The 14323-nt window shown below is 62.1% G+C and carries 21 protein-coding genes and 1 tRNA gene; 6 read left to right on the forward strand and 16 right to left on the reverse strand.

Going from position 1 to position 14323, the window contains the following annotated elements:
- The first annotated feature begins 41 nt into the window (after positions 1-41).
- The 3 genes from pth (at position 42) to KF707C_RS24215 (ending at position 2246) form a co-directional block, all read left to right on the forward strand.
- Positions 42-626, forward strand: a complete 585-nt coding sequence (gene pth, locus KF707C_RS24205) for an aminoacyl-tRNA hydrolase (protein WP_003456752.1) — start codon at positions 42-44, stop codon at positions 624-626.
- A 28-nt stretch (positions 627-654) separates the two neighbouring features.
- Positions 655-1755 (forward strand): redox-regulated ATPase YchF, encoded by a 1101-nt coding sequence (ychF, locus tag KF707C_RS24210; protein ID WP_003456754.1) that lies wholly within the window; start codon positions 655-657, stop codon positions 1753-1755.
- A 414-nt stretch (positions 1756-2169) separates the two neighbouring features.
- A tRNA-Met gene (locus KF707C_RS24215) sits at positions 2170-2246 on the forward strand.
- 87 nt (positions 2247-2333) lie between these two features.
- Here the strand turns inward: KF707C_RS24215 and KF707C_RS24220 are convergent.
- From KF707C_RS24220 to KF707C_RS24295, 16 genes are all read right to left on the reverse strand, one after another.
- A complete protein-coding gene (locus tag KF707C_RS24220; protein ID WP_036994300.1) occupies positions 2334-2624 on the reverse strand; it encodes an excalibur calcium-binding domain-containing protein in 291 nt (96 codons plus the stop codon).
- Positions 2625-2666: 42 nt separating this feature from the next.
- Positions 2667-2972, reverse strand: coding sequence for a HigA family addiction module antitoxin (locus KF707C_RS24225; RefSeq protein ID WP_036994301.1), 306 nt, complete (start codon positions 2970-2972; stop codon positions 2667-2669).
- A gap of 10 nt (positions 2973-2982) precedes the next feature.
- Positions 2983-3261, reverse strand: a complete 279-nt coding sequence (locus tag KF707C_RS24230; RefSeq protein ID WP_003456758.1) for a type II toxin-antitoxin system RelE/ParE family toxin — start codon at positions 3259-3261, stop codon at positions 2983-2985.
- 38 nt (positions 3262-3299) lie between these two features.
- Positions 3300-4331, reverse strand: a complete 1032-nt coding sequence (locus tag KF707C_RS24235) for a phage integrase (RefSeq protein WP_003456760.1) — start codon at positions 4329-4331, stop codon at positions 3300-3302.
- On the reverse strand, positions 4328-5590 hold the full coding sequence (locus KF707C_RS24240; protein WP_036994302.1) for a hypothetical protein: 1263 nt from the start codon (positions 5588-5590) through the stop codon (positions 4328-4330). Before KF707C_RS24240 ends, KF707C_RS24235 begins: the two co-directional genes overlap by 4 nt.
- An 81-nt stretch (positions 5591-5671) precedes the next feature.
- Positions 5672-7018, reverse strand: a complete 1347-nt coding sequence (locus KF707C_RS24245) for a secretin N-terminal domain-containing protein (RefSeq protein ID WP_003456767.1) — start codon at positions 7016-7018, stop codon at positions 5672-5674.
- 11 nt (positions 7019-7029) lie between these two features.
- On the reverse strand, positions 7030-8139 hold the full coding sequence (locus KF707C_RS24250) for a zonular occludens toxin domain-containing protein (protein ID WP_003456793.1): 1110 nt from the start codon (positions 8137-8139) through the stop codon (positions 7030-7032).
- A 7-nt stretch (positions 8140-8146) separates the two neighbouring features.
- A complete protein-coding gene (locus tag KF707C_RS24255) occupies positions 8147-8518 on the reverse strand; it encodes a hypothetical protein (protein ID WP_003456795.1) in 372 nt (123 codons plus the stop codon).
- Between the two features lie 2 nt (positions 8519-8520).
- On the reverse strand, positions 8521-10011 hold the full coding sequence (locus KF707C_RS24260) for a hypothetical protein (protein ID WP_131679700.1): 1491 nt from the start codon (positions 10009-10011) through the stop codon (positions 8521-8523).
- Positions 10012-10026: 15 nt separating this feature from the next.
- Positions 10027-10326 carry a hypothetical protein gene (locus KF707C_RS24265; protein ID WP_003456801.1) on the reverse strand — a complete coding sequence of 100 codons (300 nt, stop codon included), beginning with the start codon at positions 10324-10326 and terminating at the stop codon, positions 10027-10029.
- A 299-nt stretch (positions 10327-10625) separates the two neighbouring features.
- Entirely contained in the window at positions 10626-11030 is a 405-nt protein-coding gene (locus KF707C_RS24270; RefSeq protein ID WP_003456805.1) for a hypothetical protein, read from the reverse strand.
- A gap of 262 nt (positions 11031-11292) precedes the next feature.
- A complete protein-coding gene (locus tag KF707C_RS24275) occupies positions 11293-11499 on the reverse strand; it encodes a hypothetical protein (protein WP_004422786.1) in 207 nt (68 codons plus the stop codon).
- A gap of 3 nt (positions 11500-11502) precedes the next feature.
- Entirely contained in the window at positions 11503-12117 is a 615-nt protein-coding gene (locus KF707C_RS24280; protein ID WP_004422787.1) for a hypothetical protein, read from the reverse strand.
- Between the two features lie 3 nt (positions 12118-12120).
- A complete protein-coding gene (gene pflM, locus KF707C_RS24285) occupies positions 12121-12408 on the reverse strand; it encodes a lysogeny maintenance protein PflM (protein ID WP_081608144.1) in 288 nt (95 codons plus the stop codon).
- Between the two features lie 3 nt (positions 12409-12411).
- The gene (locus KF707C_RS24290) at positions 12412-12630 is read right to left on the reverse strand and encodes a hypothetical protein (protein ID WP_004422788.1); all 219 of its coding nucleotides are present in this window, start codon (positions 12628-12630) and stop codon (positions 12412-12414) included.
- Positions 12623-12895 carry a MerR family transcriptional regulator gene (locus KF707C_RS24295; RefSeq protein WP_036994306.1) on the reverse strand — a complete coding sequence of 91 codons (273 nt, stop codon included), beginning with the start codon at positions 12893-12895 and terminating at the stop codon, positions 12623-12625. The genes KF707C_RS24290 and KF707C_RS24295 overlap by 8 nt, the downstream gene beginning before the upstream one ends.
- A gap of 85 nt (positions 12896-12980) precedes the next feature.
- Between KF707C_RS24295 and KF707C_RS24300 the strand changes: the two genes are divergently transcribed.
- The 3 genes from KF707C_RS24300 (at position 12981) to tnpB (ending at position 14312) form a co-directional block, all read left to right on the forward strand.
- Positions 12981-13283 (forward strand): DNA-binding protein, encoded by a 303-nt coding sequence (locus tag KF707C_RS24300; protein WP_231992291.1) that lies wholly within the window; start codon positions 12981-12983, stop codon positions 13281-13283.
- Positions 13284-13368: 85 nt separating this feature from the next.
- Positions 13369-13641 carry a DNA-binding protein gene (locus tag KF707C_RS24305; protein ID WP_081608146.1) on the forward strand — a complete coding sequence of 91 codons (273 nt, stop codon included), beginning with the start codon at positions 13369-13371 and terminating at the stop codon, positions 13639-13641.
- Between the two features lie 314 nt (positions 13642-13955).
- A complete protein-coding gene (gene tnpB, locus KF707C_RS24310) occupies positions 13956-14312 on the forward strand; it encodes an IS66 family insertion sequence element accessory protein TnpB (protein WP_003449170.1) in 357 nt (118 codons plus the stop codon).
- Positions 14313-14323: the final 11 nt, after the last annotated feature.

Genomic DNA, 14323 nt, shown 5'->3' on the forward strand with positions numbered 1-14323 from the left:
GCGGGCAAGCTGCTCTCGTGCTTTGAAGAAGGGCCCCTGCAGTGACTGCCATCCAACTGATCGTAGGCCTCGGTAACCCCGGTCCGGAATACGACCAGACCCGGCATAACGCAGGGGCCCTTTTCGTTGAGCGCCTGGCTGACCGCGAACGGATCAACCTCAGCCTCGACAAGAAATACTTCGGCCTGGTCGGGAAGTTCTCCCATCAGGGCCGTGACATTCGTCTGCTGATCCCCACCACCTATATGAACCGCAGCGGCCAGGCCGTGGCGGCGCTCGCAGGATTCTTTCGCATTCCCCCCGAAGCCATCCTGGTGGCCCACGACGAACTCGACATGCCGCCCGGCGTCGCCAAGCTCAAGACCGGCGGTGGCCACGGTGGCCACAACGGGTTGCGCGACATCATCGCCCAGCTCGGCAACCAGAATTCGTTCCATCGCCTGCGGCTTGGCATTGGCCATCCGGGGCACAGCAGCCTGGTCTCCGGCTTCGTTCTCGGTCGCGCCCCGCGCAGCGAACAGGAACTGCTCGACACCAGCATCGATTCCGCCCTCGACGTGATGCCAGAACTGCTCGCCGGTGACCTCACCCGCGCCATGCAGAAACTGCACAGTCGCAAGGCGTGAAACCACTCCCCGCGCAGAGGCACACTCCATGGGATTCAATTGCGGCATCGTCGGCCTGCCCAACGTCGGCAAGTCCACCCTGTTCAACGCCCTGACCAAGTCCGGCATCGCGGCGGAAAACTTCCCTTTCTGCACCATCGAGCCCAACAGCGGCATCGTGCCGATGCCCGACCCGCGTCTCAACGCCCTGGCCGAGATCGTCAAGCCCGAGCGCGTGATTCCCACCACCATGGAATTCGTCGACATCGCAGGCCTGGTAGCGGGCGCCTCCAAGGGTGAGGGCCTGGGCAACAAGTTCCTCGCCAACATCCGCGAGACCGACGCCATCGCCCACGTCGTGCGCTGCTTCGAAGACGATAACGTCATCCACGTCTCCAACAGCGTCGACCCCAAGCGCGACATCGAGATCATCGACCTCGAACTGATCTTCGCCGACCTCGACAGCTGCGAGAAACAACTGCAGAAAGTCGCACGCAACGCCAAGGGCGGCGACAAGGACGCCCTGGCCCAGAAAGCCCTGCTGGAGAAGCTCATCCCCCACTTCAGCGAAGGCAAGCCCGCTCGCTCCCTGCTGAAAAACCTGGGAGAGGAGGAGAAGCGCCTCGTCCGCGGCTTCCACCTGCTTACCAGCAAGCCGGTCATGTACATCGCCAACGTCGCCGAGGACGGCTTCGAGAACAACCCACACCTCGACGTGGTGAGAGCCATCGCCGAGGAAGAAGGCGCCATCGTCGTGCCGGTCTGCAACAAGATCGAAGCCGAGATCGCCGAACTGGACGACGGTGAAGAGAAAGACATGTTCCTCGAAGCCCTGGGCCTCGAAGAGCCTGGCCTGAACCGCGTAATCCGCGCCGGCTACGACCTGCTCAACCTGCAGACCTACTTCACCGCTGGCGTGAAGGAAGTCCGCGCCTGGACCGTACGCGTCGGCGCCACCGCACCACAAGCCGCCGCCGTGATCCACACCGACTTCGAAAAAGGCTTCATCCGCGCCGAAGTGGTCGCATACGACGACTTCATCCAGTTCAAGGGCGAAGCCGGTGCCAAGGAAGCGGGCAAATGGCGCCTGGAAGGCAAGGAATATATCGTCAAGGACGGCGACGTTATGCACTTCCGCTTCAACGTCTAAGCCGCCCATCGCGGCACCGAAAAGCCCCCTGGAGCTCCGGCTCCAGGGGGTTTTTGCGTTCTACCTCGTTTCCTCTCTCGGGGCGGGCCCAAGAGAGTCCTCGCCATCAAGGTGCTGATTTCCACTCTCGGCGGGATACTTAACCGCTTCGCAACAACGCAATGGACAGAGCCTGGACATGGCCACGCCCCTTGAGTGAAAACCTTGGGCAAGCGGAGCCTGGCCGTACCTATTCAATGCCGATGCAACACTGGATAGTGCTCCGTCAACCGCCGCCAAACCCACCGAAACCTCGTCCAGCCTTCCCCATCGGCACAATGCCGGTATCCTCCTAAGCAATTGATCGCGCAACAGAAAATTTCTTAAAAACAGGGTTGACAGCCCCCCGAGAGATGCGGAAAATGCGCGCCACTCGGCTACATAGCTCAGTCGGTTAGAGCGCAGCATTCATAATGCTGATGTCCCAGGTTCAAGTCCCGGTGTAGCCACCATACAAATCAAAGGGTTAGCGCAAGCTAACCCTTTGTGCTTTCTGGGGTAGTGACTACAAAGTGACTACACCTTGTCTACGCCCCCTTTCAGTTACACCACTGCCGCTCGCAAGGGACGCCGTCATTGTTCCCATCCATCTTCACTCCAGGGCAATGCTGCAGGAAGTAGGTTGCCTCTTCGCATGAGCTCATCTGCGAGCAATAGGTTCGCCCGTCGCAGGAATACGAGCGAGCAAGGCTCGGAGAGGAAGGCTGGGCGGTAAAGCTGAAAGGTGCCTGATCACTTTCGAATCCAGTGACTGTCTGGAGATCCTGGTCCTTGAAGTAGTACTGCCATGCGGCGAAACCAATAGCGAGTATGAGGATGAGCTTCTTCATATCAGGGCTCTGAACTTCCGTGTGGTATGTGGGCTGGCAAGTCTATCCAACCGCACGAAGCGGCTCGATCTCATTCTCGATTTCTTCGCCGGACTCCGCGTAAGTGGTCGCTAAAGCGTACTCACTCTGCAGGTTCATCCAGAACTGGGCAGACGTGTCGAAGTAACGGCCCAGCCGAAGGGCCATGTCTGCCGTTACCCCACGACGCTCACGGACGATATCGTTCACCGTCGGGGCGGATACATGCAACGCACGAGCAAGCGCAGCTGGAGCAATGCCCAATGGCTCCAGGAACTCTTCACGCAGGATCTCGCCCGGATGCACGGGCCGCATTCCATTCACAATCATGCGTACCTCCTCAGTGGTAATCGACAATCTCTACATCCCTGGGGCCGGCGTCTGTCCAGACAAAGCAGATGCGCCATTGATCGTTGATCCTGATGCTGTACTGACCGACCCGATCATGCAAAAGCGCTTCCAGCCGGTTGCCGGGTGGCGATCGCAGATCTCGTAGTTCAACCGCAGCGTTGAGCATGACCAGCTTGCGGATGGCGGCATTCAGGATGTTGCTCCAGCGACGCGAGCGGCCTGTTTCAAACAGCTCTCGCGTATCTGCACACTTGAAGCTGAGGATCATCCTTTAATCCTTAACGTTAAGCGTTAATGAAGAATACCCTAGCTGACAGGTTCGTCAACAGGGCGGCGGGGGCGTGAGTTCCGGGGAATCTCATGCCCGCTCTGCGCCAGCGGAGACAGACGCAAGGCCGACTCCAGGTGGTCAGGCGACAGGTGCGCATAGCGCATGGTCATGTTGATCGACGAGTGCCCGAGGATCCGTTGCAGGCTAAGGATGTCCCCTCCCGCCATCATGTAGTGGCTGGCGAAGGTGTGCCGGAGGATGTGGGTCATCTGGCCCGGGGTGTGGAAACCGCATCGCTGGTAGGCACTGCGAAAGGCCGCCCTGCAGGACATGAACAGGCGACCATTGCCGGGGATCCCGAGCTTGAGGGCGATGGCTTCCACTTCGGGAGGAATGGGTACCGAGCGAGACTGGCGGTTCTTGGTTCGGTGGAAGTGGGCCTTGCCGCCGAAGATGGCGCCCCGATGCAGCGTTTCAGCCTCTTCCCAGCGTGCGCCGGTCGCAAGGCAGATCAGCGCAACGGGATAGGTGTGGTTGTTGGTGGACTTGCGGCACTCCTCCAGCAGTTGCTCGATCTGCGGCAGCGTGAGGAAAGACAGTTCGACCTGGTCCGTCTTGATCTGGCGGATGTTGACGAGCGGGTTCTTGCCTACCCAGGCGCCCAGGCGGATCAGCTCCGAGAAGACGGCAGAGAGATAGCGCTGTTCGTGGTTCACCGTGTGGGGAGAGACGTCCTTGAGCCGCATCTGGCGGTAACGGGCCCAGGCCAGGGAATCGAACTCGGAGGCGTAAGGATCGCCCAGGCGCTCGGCAATCGCGAGGGTCCTGGAAAGCCGGAACTTGTGGTCCTTGAGCGAGCAGCCGTGCAGCTCATACCAGAGGTTGATCAGGTCCGAAATCCGATCATCCAGTGGCCGGCCGGTGTGTTTCAGGCTGGCAAAAAACTCAGTCTCGTAACGCTGTGCGGCAGCCCTGGTGGCAAATCCCTTCTTTCGGATACGACGCCCTGTGCGGCCACTCTCGTAGAAGTCAGCAGTCCAGGTCTTGCCTTCCTTGCGGGCCGTCATACCGCCCTCCCCCATCTAATCGTTCGCTCCGTCAGCAGTTGCTGGATGTGCTTGTAGATGTCGCCCTCGCTCTTGCCCTTGGCGGCGTAGTGGTCACGTATCACTGGCCAGCACGCCCACGCACGGAGGCTGGCGAACGCCTTTTTTGCCCCCACACGCTCCCGGGCGAGCAGGCTGATGAAGTTTCCCAGGAAGAGCTCCACGTTCTTGCCGGTAAAGCCCTGGGAGGTCTTGAAGTGGCGCTTGTAGTGGGTTCGACCGGCCAGCGATTCGGCGGGTATGGATACCTTCACGTCCTGACGCATCAGGGTCCAGAAGGCATCGAACACGCCCTTGCTGGAGAGCAATCGGAAGGACTGGAGGCCGTACTGGAATAGCCCGTCCAGATGGGCCGCCAGTTCGGCAAAGGTGCGGCTGTCGATCATGGCGCCGGTGTGGGTGTCAGCCGAGCCGTCGGCAAACTGCTGGACGATGGAGTGGTGATAGCGCAGCTCGATCCGCCACACAGGGGCTTCAGGGTCGTAGTTCTGGTCGTCTTGGTCGTCGAAGGGGTTGTCCATGGCGGACCAGACGGAACGCCAGTAATCGAGCTTGTCGATGCTCCAGGCCTGGAGCGACTTGTTGTAGAGCGCGAGCTGGATACCGGAGGCAGAGCCGAACAGGAAGGATTGCCCCCGGCCATAGGAAACGGCCTCACCGTCGTAGTGCACCTGCTTGATGCCCGACATGTCGCGGCGGGTCCTGGCGCGGCATTGCAGGAGGTCGATCAGATCGGCGGGCGGGGTCCAGCCTTGAACGTCCAGGGCGAGGTGGACGGCGCACTGGTTGGGCTCCATGTGTTCCATGGCTTCCCGGGCGAAGCGATCCATCCAGTCCTGGAGCACCTCGGGCGGGCACGACTGGATCGCGTGAGGACTCACTTCGATCTTCATGTGGGCGCCGATCACGTCGATCTTCACGTTGAAGTTTTTCAGCAGCAGGACGAAGCCTAGGTCGGCGTTCTGCAGCTTGTACTGATAGCCCGAATCCCGGCCTACACGTCCGGCGTGCCAGGAGTGCCCGGCGAACTGGATGATCCCGCCTTGCTCGATCACAGGGATCAGCTCAGGACGGATCAGCCCCCGATAAAGCTGGCGGACGGTATCCACCCGGCAGCCCAGCAAACGGACACTCGACAGGTCGGTGATGCGCACCGTCTTCGGGTCGAGGAACAGACGCCCGTGATTCGAGGGCTCAGCGGTGAGCCCATCCAGACGCATCTGATCAACAGCCTTTGTCACGGCCCTTTTCTCCCTTCTATGAGTAACAACGAGGTTCCTAAAAGCGGTTTATAAGACGTGCTACAGGGACGTCTTCCGGCCCGCCTTCGCGCGGCCGAGCCCGTCACCGGCTGCGCCGATTCCCGGCTCGGCCGCGCTCAGGTCTGGTAGGGCCAACGGCCGAACCGCATCACTGGCTTTCACGCTGTCACCGGCGCCATGAATGCGTGCGGTCAGGAGCACCACGAGGTTGGTGGAACGACTGCGGGTGCTGGTGGAGCGGAACAGCGGCCCCAGCAAGGGGATGGCGGAGAGGATCGGCACCGCCGATTCGGAACGGTCGGTCTGCTCGGAGCGCAAGCCGCCCAGGAGTACACCCTCGCCGTCCTGGAGCTGCACGCGGGTGCTGATGCGACGGGTGTTGGTGATGATGTCGGCGGCGGCCTTGTCGTCGGCCACGCTGGAGGCGGACTGGTTCACCTCCAGCTCGATGGCGTCGGCGGGGGTGATGAAGGGGGTGACTTCCAGGGTCACGCCCACATCCTGGCGCACGATGGTCTGGAAGGGATCCGAGGCCGGCGTGGCGCCGCTGGTGGTCTGCCCGGTGATGAAAGGGACGTTCTGGCCAACGACGATGGAGGCCGGTTCCCGGTTGAGGGTCAGCAGTTGCGGCGTGGACAGGATGCGGTTGTTGCCGGTGGCTTTCACCGCCTGCAGGAAGGCCGAGAGGGTCGGCCCGGAGAAGGTGAGGCTGAAGCCCAGGTCCGACTTGTCGGAGGTGCGCAGGGAGATCCCGCTCGCGTCCACCCTCCCCTTGTCGAGGCCGACGTTCAGGCCCAGGGCTTCGAAGTCGCTGTCGGCCAGTTCGGCCACGACGGCGGTGATGATGACTTGCCGCCGTGGCCGGTCGATTTCCCTGACCACCTGGCGGATGGCCTCCAGCTGGCTGCGGGTGGCGGTGACGATCAGGGCGTTGGAGGTCGGGGACGGGCTGACCATGGTGGTGTCCTGGCCGGTCTCCCGGTTTTCCCGGCGCGAGGTGAGTACGTCACGCACGGCCTGATGGGCGAAGTCGGATTGCAGGTGCTGGAGCTGGAGCACCTCGGTGGTGAGGTCCGGCGATTCTTCGACGGCCTGGGCGCTGATGCGCAGGGTTGAGGGGGTGCTGGAGAAGTGGAGGCCGGAGGCGATCACGGCGTTCTCCAGGAGTTGCTCCAGCTCCTTCGGGCCGCTGTAGGTGGCGAAGATGGAGATGGGCGCCGAGCGGATATCCGAGCCCACCACCACGGACTTCTTCAGGTGCTGCGCGGACCATTCGACGAAGTCCTGGAGGGTGGCGTCGTACAGCTCGATACGGTCGGCGGCGCTGGCCAGCGGCGCTTGCAAGATGGCGGCGAGGGCGAGCGTGGGAAGGGGTTTCCAGTCCATGGCGGTGTCCTCTAGCGGAAGACGGAGTGGTAGTCGGCATCACGGACCAGGAGGGCTTCACGGGGGCCCCGGTCCTTGACGGTGATGCCTCGGGCGGCGAGGTCGTCCTGGCTGATGCGCAGGTCCCGCTCATCGAGGAAGACGTACAGGGTGCGGCCGGCCAGGCGGCCGTAGGTGGCAATGCGCAGGCCGGGGAATTCTTCGGCCAGGGGGCGATCCGGCGTGGTAACCGGGGCGGAGGTCATGGCGCGGGGCTGTTCCTGGACGGAGCCCGGCAGCTGGATGAAGGCGATGGACGCGAAGAGGGGCGCGGCCACGAGAAGCGTGCAGGCACCTCCCAGGAAGAAGGCGTTGAGGACGCGGGTACGCCGGAAGAAGATGCGGGTGGTGCGCATGAAGAACCTCCAGTTGCGCGGGGCTCGGGGAAGGCGCCGATGCCAGTAACCGGGCGGCAGCATGGAGTAGGAGCCTTTGTCGTAGCCCTCGTCGTATTCCTGGGTGGTGTCGTAGTAGTCGTAGAACTCTTCGCCGCGGTAGTACCAGTCATCCACCTTGGGCGAGTTGAACTTGGCGCCGTACTTGACGATGGCCTGGTGCAGCTTGGGCAGGCGGCCGTTCCAGCGGCCGAAGGTGAGCAGGCGCAAGGGCCAGCGGAAGATGAAGGGCAACTTCAGCCGGTCCCAACGGTTGATGTAGACGACATGCTCGGCGATGGATTCGCGGACCTGCTTGTCGATGACGTTGACGTTCTGCACGCAGAGCCAGAGGTCCCAGCGGCGCTTGCGCAGGTAGAGGAAGAACTTGAGCAGGTCGGAGCGGCCACCCTGGTTCCAGTCGCGGGAGTTGAGCCAGACGCCGGCCTCATCGAGGAAGATGCCGCCGAACATTTCCTCGTCGTAGGTTTCATGGCCGACGCCGAGTCCACGCAGGTCGGCGGCCGTAGGCAGGTCGGGCAGCCGGACAAGGCGCGAGTAGGTGTTGCCGGGCCTGCAGAGCTTGTTCATGAACACGTCGACGTTGACCGCAACGCGGCGACGGGCCTTGAGGTAGTTGAGGATCTGCATGACCAGCAGCAGGGTTTTGCCCGCCCCCAGCTTGCCGGTGACGATGTAGACGGCCATGGCAACCTCAGGTGTGGATGAACTGTTCGGAGAGGCGCGTCACCCAGTAGAAGATCAGCGACTTGATCTTGGCGAGGACCAGGAGGGTGATGCACAGGGAAAGGTTGCCCGGCACGAACATGCGCCCGATCTCCAGCATCCAGGGCGGGCCGAGGTTGGCGATCTGGCTGAGCAGCACACCGATGGCCAGGGCCATGACCTGGACCGCCGTGCCGATGGCGGCGATGACCAGGAGCAGGATGCCGACCTTCTTGAAGAACTGGGCAATGAAGCCCATGACCGGTGCTATCAGCGGCCCGAAGAAGCCCAGCAGGAAGCGCCCGAGCCCGCTGAACAGCCGGGGGAAGAGCGTGCGCAGAAAACCGATGATCCAGCCCATGGTCAGAAGCCTCCCCTGGCGGCCTTGGCATCGTCACGGCGCAGGCCGGCGTAGAAGATCCTCCAGAGGCCCACGGCGGTGACGATCCAGATGACGTACTCCAGCAGCGGCTTGAGGCGGGTCAGCTCGCACACCGGAAGCACGATGTTGGCGGCGTATTTGTCCAGGCGAAGGGCGATGGTGTAGTCGGTGCAGCCCATGGCCGAGGGCAGCATCCGCTCCAGGACGTTGTTGAGCCCGACCTTGCTGCCGTCGATGCCGAACCAGTCATTGGCCACTTTGTTGGCCAGGGATTTGAGGGCGGTATCGACCTCGGCTTCGCGCTCACCGAGGATCCGTTCGGTCTGCTTGCCGATCTCACCGGCCAGTGAATCGCCCGCGCCCTTCCCCGCTCCTTCGGCGTCGCCATCCGAGCCGGTACCGGAGCCGTCGAAGTCTTCGCCGAACAGGCCATCGAGCAGTTGGCCGAGCTGGCCCTGGATATCGCCGAGCAGGGAGTTGGTCTGGTCGATGCGGTCGCCGAGCTGGTCGATGGCCTCGTTGGTGGCGCCTTCGCGGGCACCCTGGGGATTGCGGCCATCCGCGGCGGCCACACGCGGATCCAGGGGGTCGTTGCTGTCGTTGCCGTCCGCGTTGCCGCCGTTGCTGGGGTGGTCAGGCGAAGACTCGGGGATCTGTCGGGTGGGGTCCTTGGGGTCGTAGCAGACCTGCTTGCCATTGAAGTAGCCGCAGTTGCGGTTGGGCTTCTCGGCCTCCATGCAGCGGTACACGCCGTTGAAGTAGCCGCAGCCGGGCTTCTCCTGGAAGCAGCCCTCGACGCCATTGACGGACCCGCACCCGGGGTTCCTGGGGTCAATGCAGGTTTCTACGCCATTGGCGGAAACGCAGTTGGACTTGGGGTCGTCAGGCCTGGGCTGTGAACAGTCGTCGCCGCTGCAGCTATCCGGGGCTTCGCCGTTGGATTCGCCGGAGCCGTAGAAGGTGCCGGTGCATTGGTAGGTCCCGCTCTCCAGGAGCGCGACGCAGGACTTCTTGCCACCCGAGGTGTACTTGCAGCCTTCGAAGGCAATCTGGTCGTCGCAGACGGCGAGCTTGAGGGCGGTGTTGTACTGGCAGGTCTGGGCCTTGAGGATCTCTTTGCCGACGGTGTGGGAGCAGTCGCTGGTTCGCTCACAGTTGATACCGGCCGAATCAAGTTGAGTGCCAGCGGGGCACTGCTTGCCTTTTCGAATAACAGTGCTGCCCCAGCAACTCTTGGGGTTGCTGAAATAGCACATGGTGCAGGTACCCGTGACCTGGGTGCCACCCGTGTTGTAGCTGATGGATTTGTTGAAGGTGACGGAGCTTTCCATCGCCTTGCAGGCCGCTACCGAGCTGGGAAATGGTCCGGGGTTCTTGTTTGAGCTGGTAATCCAGTAAAAGTCCTGGGCGAGCGCCAATTGCCCCCACGCCATCAGCGTGAGGGCAACCAGCAGGCGGATAGTCGTACGCATCTATCCGCACCCTGCTTAGGCGCCAGCGGCGGAGAAGATGCGGCCCGCCAGCTTGAACAGGGCCACGCCGCCACGGATGACACCGAACAGCACGGCGCCTGCTGCCATCAAGGCACCGAAGGCGATGGCCAGATCTTTGAAGACCTGGATCAGCTCCGGCGGGATCTCGATGCCCGCGTTGGCCATGCCGGCGCTGAGGCTGGCGGAGAGGACGGCGAGCAGGACGGCATGCTTGATGCCCCGTGCTTTACCGACACGGGTACCGTTCTGCACGGTGACGGCGCCGGAAGGCGCGTGGATGGATTGCTGATGCATAAAGGTTCTCCTTATGCGGATGAGGCATCGATGATTTCTTTCCAGCCGAGCCGGAACTGGCCCCAGGCGATGCCGACCCCGAGGGCCCCTACCATGAACCCCGCGATAACCAGGTACTGCCCCCATGTGAGTGCCATGCCGGTTACCTCTGGTGTCCGTGGATGAGTCCGAGGGCCATGATCTGCAGCACCCCGGTTATGAAGTTGAGTGCCCACAGGTCACCGAGGGTGATCTGGGAGAGCAGAGCGTTGATCGTTCCCACGTGGGTGTCCTCCCTTTGGTGACCTGGGGGCAGCGCCTCAGGCGCCTTTGCTGGAGTCGGCTGTGGGAACGGCCGGCGCGGCGGTCTGGGTGGAGGACTGGCGGGACGCGCTATGGCGCGGCGCAGGCTCATCGCGAACCACCGACACAATCACCTGCTTGTTCTCGATCCGGCCGAACTGGTCGCGGGTGGGGCGGACGGCGGTTTCGAATTTCATCTTCACCGGGCCCCGGGCGAAGTCGATCTCTTCCAGGATTGCGGGGTCGCAGGCGTAGCCGGTGAATTCAAAGCCGCGTGCGTTGGGCCGTTCCTTGGAGCCGGCGGGGATGGGGGAGAAGCCTTGCAGGCTGGCAAAGACTTCGCCGGTGTCTTTCTTGGCGTACCAGTCGGTCTGGACGACCAGGACTTCAAGGGTGGCCTTAGCGGTCGGGATGTCGAACATGGTGTGTTCCTCTTTCATGTGCGCCTTGTGCGCGGTCGGTTATCAGCCGGATCGACTTTCTTGGGCGTGAAGGGTCCCTCGACCCGTGGTTGGCCGTTGTGTCGGTGGCTGCTGGTGGTGCCTGGGTGCGTCGGTCGGGCTGCGGGGTGGCCGGTCAGGCTTCAAACACCAAGGGCGCTGCCCTTGTCATCCCGCTCTTGCCGCCGAGGGCTCGGGAGCGCGGGGCGGTGGAGCTGCCCCTCTCTCCCCAGCCGAGGCTGTTTCAGGGTGGAGGGCGGTCGAGGGTGCGCTTCGCCCGGCGCTCCGTTTGACCGAACGGTGAAGCGTGTTCGGACAAGCCGGTGCGGCGGCCCTGGACCGGGGGACGTCCGGTGTGGGGGCGGGGGAAGAGTCCGAGGGCCTTGGCCAGCCGGAGGCTCAGGAGGGCGATCAGGACCAGGATGCAGGCGATGAACTGGGCGTCGGTCATGGCTCAGGCCTCCAGGGTGGGCGGCGGGGTCGGGCCGGTGAGTTGGGCGAGGACGTAGCCGCCCCACTGGTCGGCCATGGCGTGGGCGAGGCCCGGGTAGGTGCGGCTGCGGTTCTTCCAGGGCTCGGGGCCGGTGGCGGAATAGCTGGGGCGGGCGCGGCCTTCGACGAGCCGGGTGGGCTGCAGCAACGGCAGGTTGTGGAGCCAGAGGTGGATTTCCCTGCGCTCGCCGTGGCCGAACATCCAGGGCTGGACGATCTGGTCGGGCTTGCGGATCCGGCTGGAGATCACCGAGCGGGGCGCCTCCAGGGCCTTGAAGCGGATGGGGGCATCCAGCAGGGTGCGGACGAAGCCCAGCGCCCTGCCCTGGCGGCCGTCGGCGACCTTGGCGGCGAAGTGGCGGGCACCGGCCACGGCAAGGTCGGCGTAGGGCGGGTGGGCCACCATCAGGTCCCAGCCCAGGTCGAGCAGTTCACGCACGTCGCCCTGGATGTGCTTGCCCTCGGTTTCCGAAGGCAGCAGATCGCAGCTCACCGCGTAGAAGCCCGCGCGGGTCAGGGCGTCGCGGACGCGGCCGGAGAACTCGCAGGCCACCAGGGCGGAGGGGCGCTTAGTCATGGCTCAGGGCTCCCAGTCGAAGGGCTCGTAGATGGGCACGTAGGGCGTGGGCGGTCCGCTGTCGTACACAACGTGCCAGTACGTCGGCGCGCGGCGGGCGGGCCTGTGTTTCTCGCAGTACGAGGCCGGTTGGCAGACCCAGCGTCCAGCGACCCTGGATATCCGCGCGGGGCGGCAGTGCTCGCAGGGAGTGGACCGGGAGGGTGCGGTGGCCGCCAGTTCGCGACGGGACCAGCAGACAGAGCAGTCGCAGTTGGCGGCGTGGGTGAGGTGTGGATAAGTCGGTTGCATGGCTCATGCCTCCACCTCGCGGCGCCGTCCGTGGCTCTGGATGAAGGCGTTGAGGGCGAGCTTGTCGAGCCGCGTGATGGCATCGGCGTCCACGCCCTGGAGGTCCCGCAGGCCGTCGAGGTAGCCGGCGAAGTGCATGAAGTGGCCGAGCTTTACGCCGTGGGGGCTGTAGCGGACGTTGCACAGCAGCCGGGCCAGTTGGGTGGAGACTTGGCTATTCATCGGCGTAGTCCCCCTGGCAGAAGACCGTCTTGCCCCGGTCCAGGTCCTTGCGGATGCGGTGGAGGTTGATGATGCGGCGGCGTCCGATCTTGACGGTGGGGATGGTGTGGGTCTCGACCCAGCCCCGTACCACGTCCTCTGTGATGTCCTGGATGCCCAGCATCTCGGCCAGGACGAGCTGGGTGCAGAACGGCGCGCTGCGGAAATCGGTGATGCGTTCGGGTCCCCCTTCGGGGGTGAGCCCCACTACTCCAGACTGTTCCATACAAAGTCCCTATAATCGGATCAGACAAATTTAAGCAATTCAGAGTAATCAATACTCTGAAACTGAATCTAAGCCAGCAGAATGAATGAGTAAAGCTTACTCTTTCAGAGAAAATTCTATGGATGCTGTAAGAAAACGGGCACTTCAGTTGATTCGCGCTGTAGGACCCAAGTATTTAAGCGAGCTCGGTGGAAAAAACTACGAGCGCTGGAGAAATATCAGCGGCGGCAAAATCAGGATCAGTACAGAAGAAGTAGGAATTCTTGCTGACACTTATCCCCACTATGCCTTGTGGCTAATTTCAGGAAGAATTGAACCTGAGAATGGCCATCGAAGCCCCGAATACGATGAGGCCCACCGAAACTTGACCAATCAGAGCGCGGGATAGCGATCACTAAAGAAGTGGCTAAGCGTTGGTACGCCCGACTGAATGGAACAAGACTCAACTGAGAAGCTTTGGCACAGGGAGAATCATGAGCAAAGGAGTAACAAAGCGTGGCTTAAGACTGTTAAATCTAGCCAGCATTACCGAGCTTTCAAAGGCGGGGAGCACCGGATATGTACGCTGGCAAAATATTAAGCGCGGACGCGCAAGACTTGGAGCCGATGAGATCGGTATTCTTGTGGCAGTTTTTCCACAATATCGCTGGTGGCTTATCTCTGGAGAAGTAATGCCTGAGAAAGGCCAAACAAGCCCAGAATACGACGAGGCCCATCGAAACTTGTCCAATCAGAGCGCGGGATAGCGATCACCAAGGAATCGACTAGGAGTTGGTACGCCCAACAGAATGACACAAGACTAGACTGAGAAACTTTGGCGCAGGGAGAATTACTAGCAAAGGAGTAACAAAGCGCGGCTTAAAACTGTTAAATCTAGCCAGCATTACCGAACTCTAAAAGACAGGAAGTACTGAGCATGTGCGCGGGTAAAACATTAAGCGAAGACGCGCAAGACTTGGAGCCGATTATAATTTGATTGTAAGCGCTCCACAAACCCCACCTTCATTTGAACTGACCGCTTGCGGATGCTGGGCTCCCGTTTTTCCAGTGGAGCCCCGTCATGATGCGTCCGGACGCCAAGGTCAAAGCCGTCTACCTCTATCCAAAGCCGGTCGACTTCCGGAAATCCATTGATGGTCTGGCGGCCTTGGTGGAGTTGGATATCAAGGTGGCCGTGTTCGATCCGGTGTTGTTCGTCTTCCTCAACAAGACGCGCAATCGGGTGAAGATCCTCTACTGGGAACGCAACGGTTTCTGCCTGTGGCTCAAGCGTTTGCAGGCTGAGCGCTTCAAGACCAAGCCCGATGCGGAGGAACCCATCGTGTTGACGGTGCGGGAACTGAATCAGTTGTTGGCAGGTTTCGACCTCTGGGGGAACCAGCCACACAAAGTGCTGACCCCACGTTTTGTAAGCTGAGCCGGTATAAT

Source organism: Pseudomonas furukawaii (assembly GCF_002355475.1).
In the GTDB taxonomy this organism is placed as follows: domain Bacteria; phylum Pseudomonadota; class Gammaproteobacteria; order Pseudomonadales; family Pseudomonadaceae; genus Metapseudomonas; species Metapseudomonas furukawaii.

Coding starts and splice junctions, on each gene's coding strand:
- ychF (WP_003456754.1), top strand. CDS start 655: ATGGGATTCAATTGCGGCATCGTCGGCCTGCCCAACGTCGGCAAGTCC.
- KF707C_RS24220 (WP_036994300.1), bottom strand. CDS start 2,624: ATGAAGAAGCTCATCCTCATACTCGCTATTGGTTTCGCCGCATGGCAG.
- KF707C_RS24225 (WP_036994301.1), bottom strand. CDS start 2,972: ATGATTGTGAATGGAATGCGGCCCGTGCATCCGGGCGAGATCCTGCGT.
- KF707C_RS24230 (WP_003456758.1), bottom strand. CDS start 3,261: ATGATCCTCAGCTTCAAGTGTGCAGATACGCGAGAGCTGTTTGAAACA.
- KF707C_RS24235 (WP_003456760.1), bottom strand. CDS start 4,331: ATGACGGCCCGCAAGGAAGGCAAGACCTGGACTGCTGACTTCTACGAG.
- KF707C_RS24240 (WP_036994302.1), bottom strand. CDS start 5,590: ATGCGTCTGGATGGGCTCACCGCTGAGCCCTCGAATCACGGGCGTCTG.
- KF707C_RS24245 (WP_003456767.1), bottom strand. CDS start 7,018: ATGGACTGGAAACCCCTTCCCACGCTCGCCCTCGCCGCCATCTTGCAA.
- KF707C_RS24250 (WP_003456793.1), bottom strand. CDS start 8,139: ATGGCCGTCTACATCGTCACCGGCAAGCTGGGGGCGGGCAAAACCCTG.
- KF707C_RS24255 (WP_003456795.1), bottom strand. CDS start 8,518: ATGGGCTGGATCATCGGTTTTCTGCGCACGCTCTTCCCCCGGCTGTTC.
- KF707C_RS24260 (WP_131679700.1), bottom strand. CDS start 10,011: ATGCGTACGACTATCCGCCTGCTGGTTGCCCTCACGCTGATGGCGTGG.
- KF707C_RS24265 (WP_003456801.1), bottom strand. CDS start 10,326: ATGCATCAGCAATCCATCCACGCGCCTTCCGGCGCCGTCACCGTGCAG.
- KF707C_RS24270 (WP_003456805.1), bottom strand. CDS start 11,030: ATGTTCGACATCCCGACCGCTAAGGCCACCCTTGAAGTCCTGGTCGTC.
- KF707C_RS24275 (WP_004422786.1), bottom strand. CDS start 11,499: ATGACCGACGCCCAGTTCATCGCCTGCATCCTGGTCCTGATCGCCCTC.
- KF707C_RS24280 (WP_004422787.1), bottom strand. CDS start 12,117: ATGACTAAGCGCCCCTCCGCCCTGGTGGCCTGCGAGTTCTCCGGCCGC.
- pflM (WP_081608144.1), bottom strand. CDS start 12,408: ATGCAACCGACTTATCCACACCTCACCCACGCCGCCAACTGCGACTGC.
- KF707C_RS24290 (WP_004422788.1), bottom strand. CDS start 12,630: ATGAATAGCCAAGTCTCCACCCAACTGGCCCGGCTGCTGTGCAACGTC.
- KF707C_RS24295 (WP_036994306.1), bottom strand. CDS start 12,895: ATGGAACAGTCTGGAGTAGTGGGGCTCACCCCCGAAGGGGGACCCGAA.
- KF707C_RS24300 (WP_231992291.1), top strand. CDS start 12,981: ATGAGTAAAGCTTACTCTTTCAGAGAAAATTCTATGGATGCTGTAAGA.
- KF707C_RS24305 (WP_081608146.1), top strand. CDS start 13,369: ATGAGCAAAGGAGTAACAAAGCGTGGCTTAAGACTGTTAAATCTAGCC.
- tnpB (WP_003449170.1), top strand. CDS start 13,956: ATGATGCGTCCGGACGCCAAGGTCAAAGCCGTCTACCTCTATCCAAAG.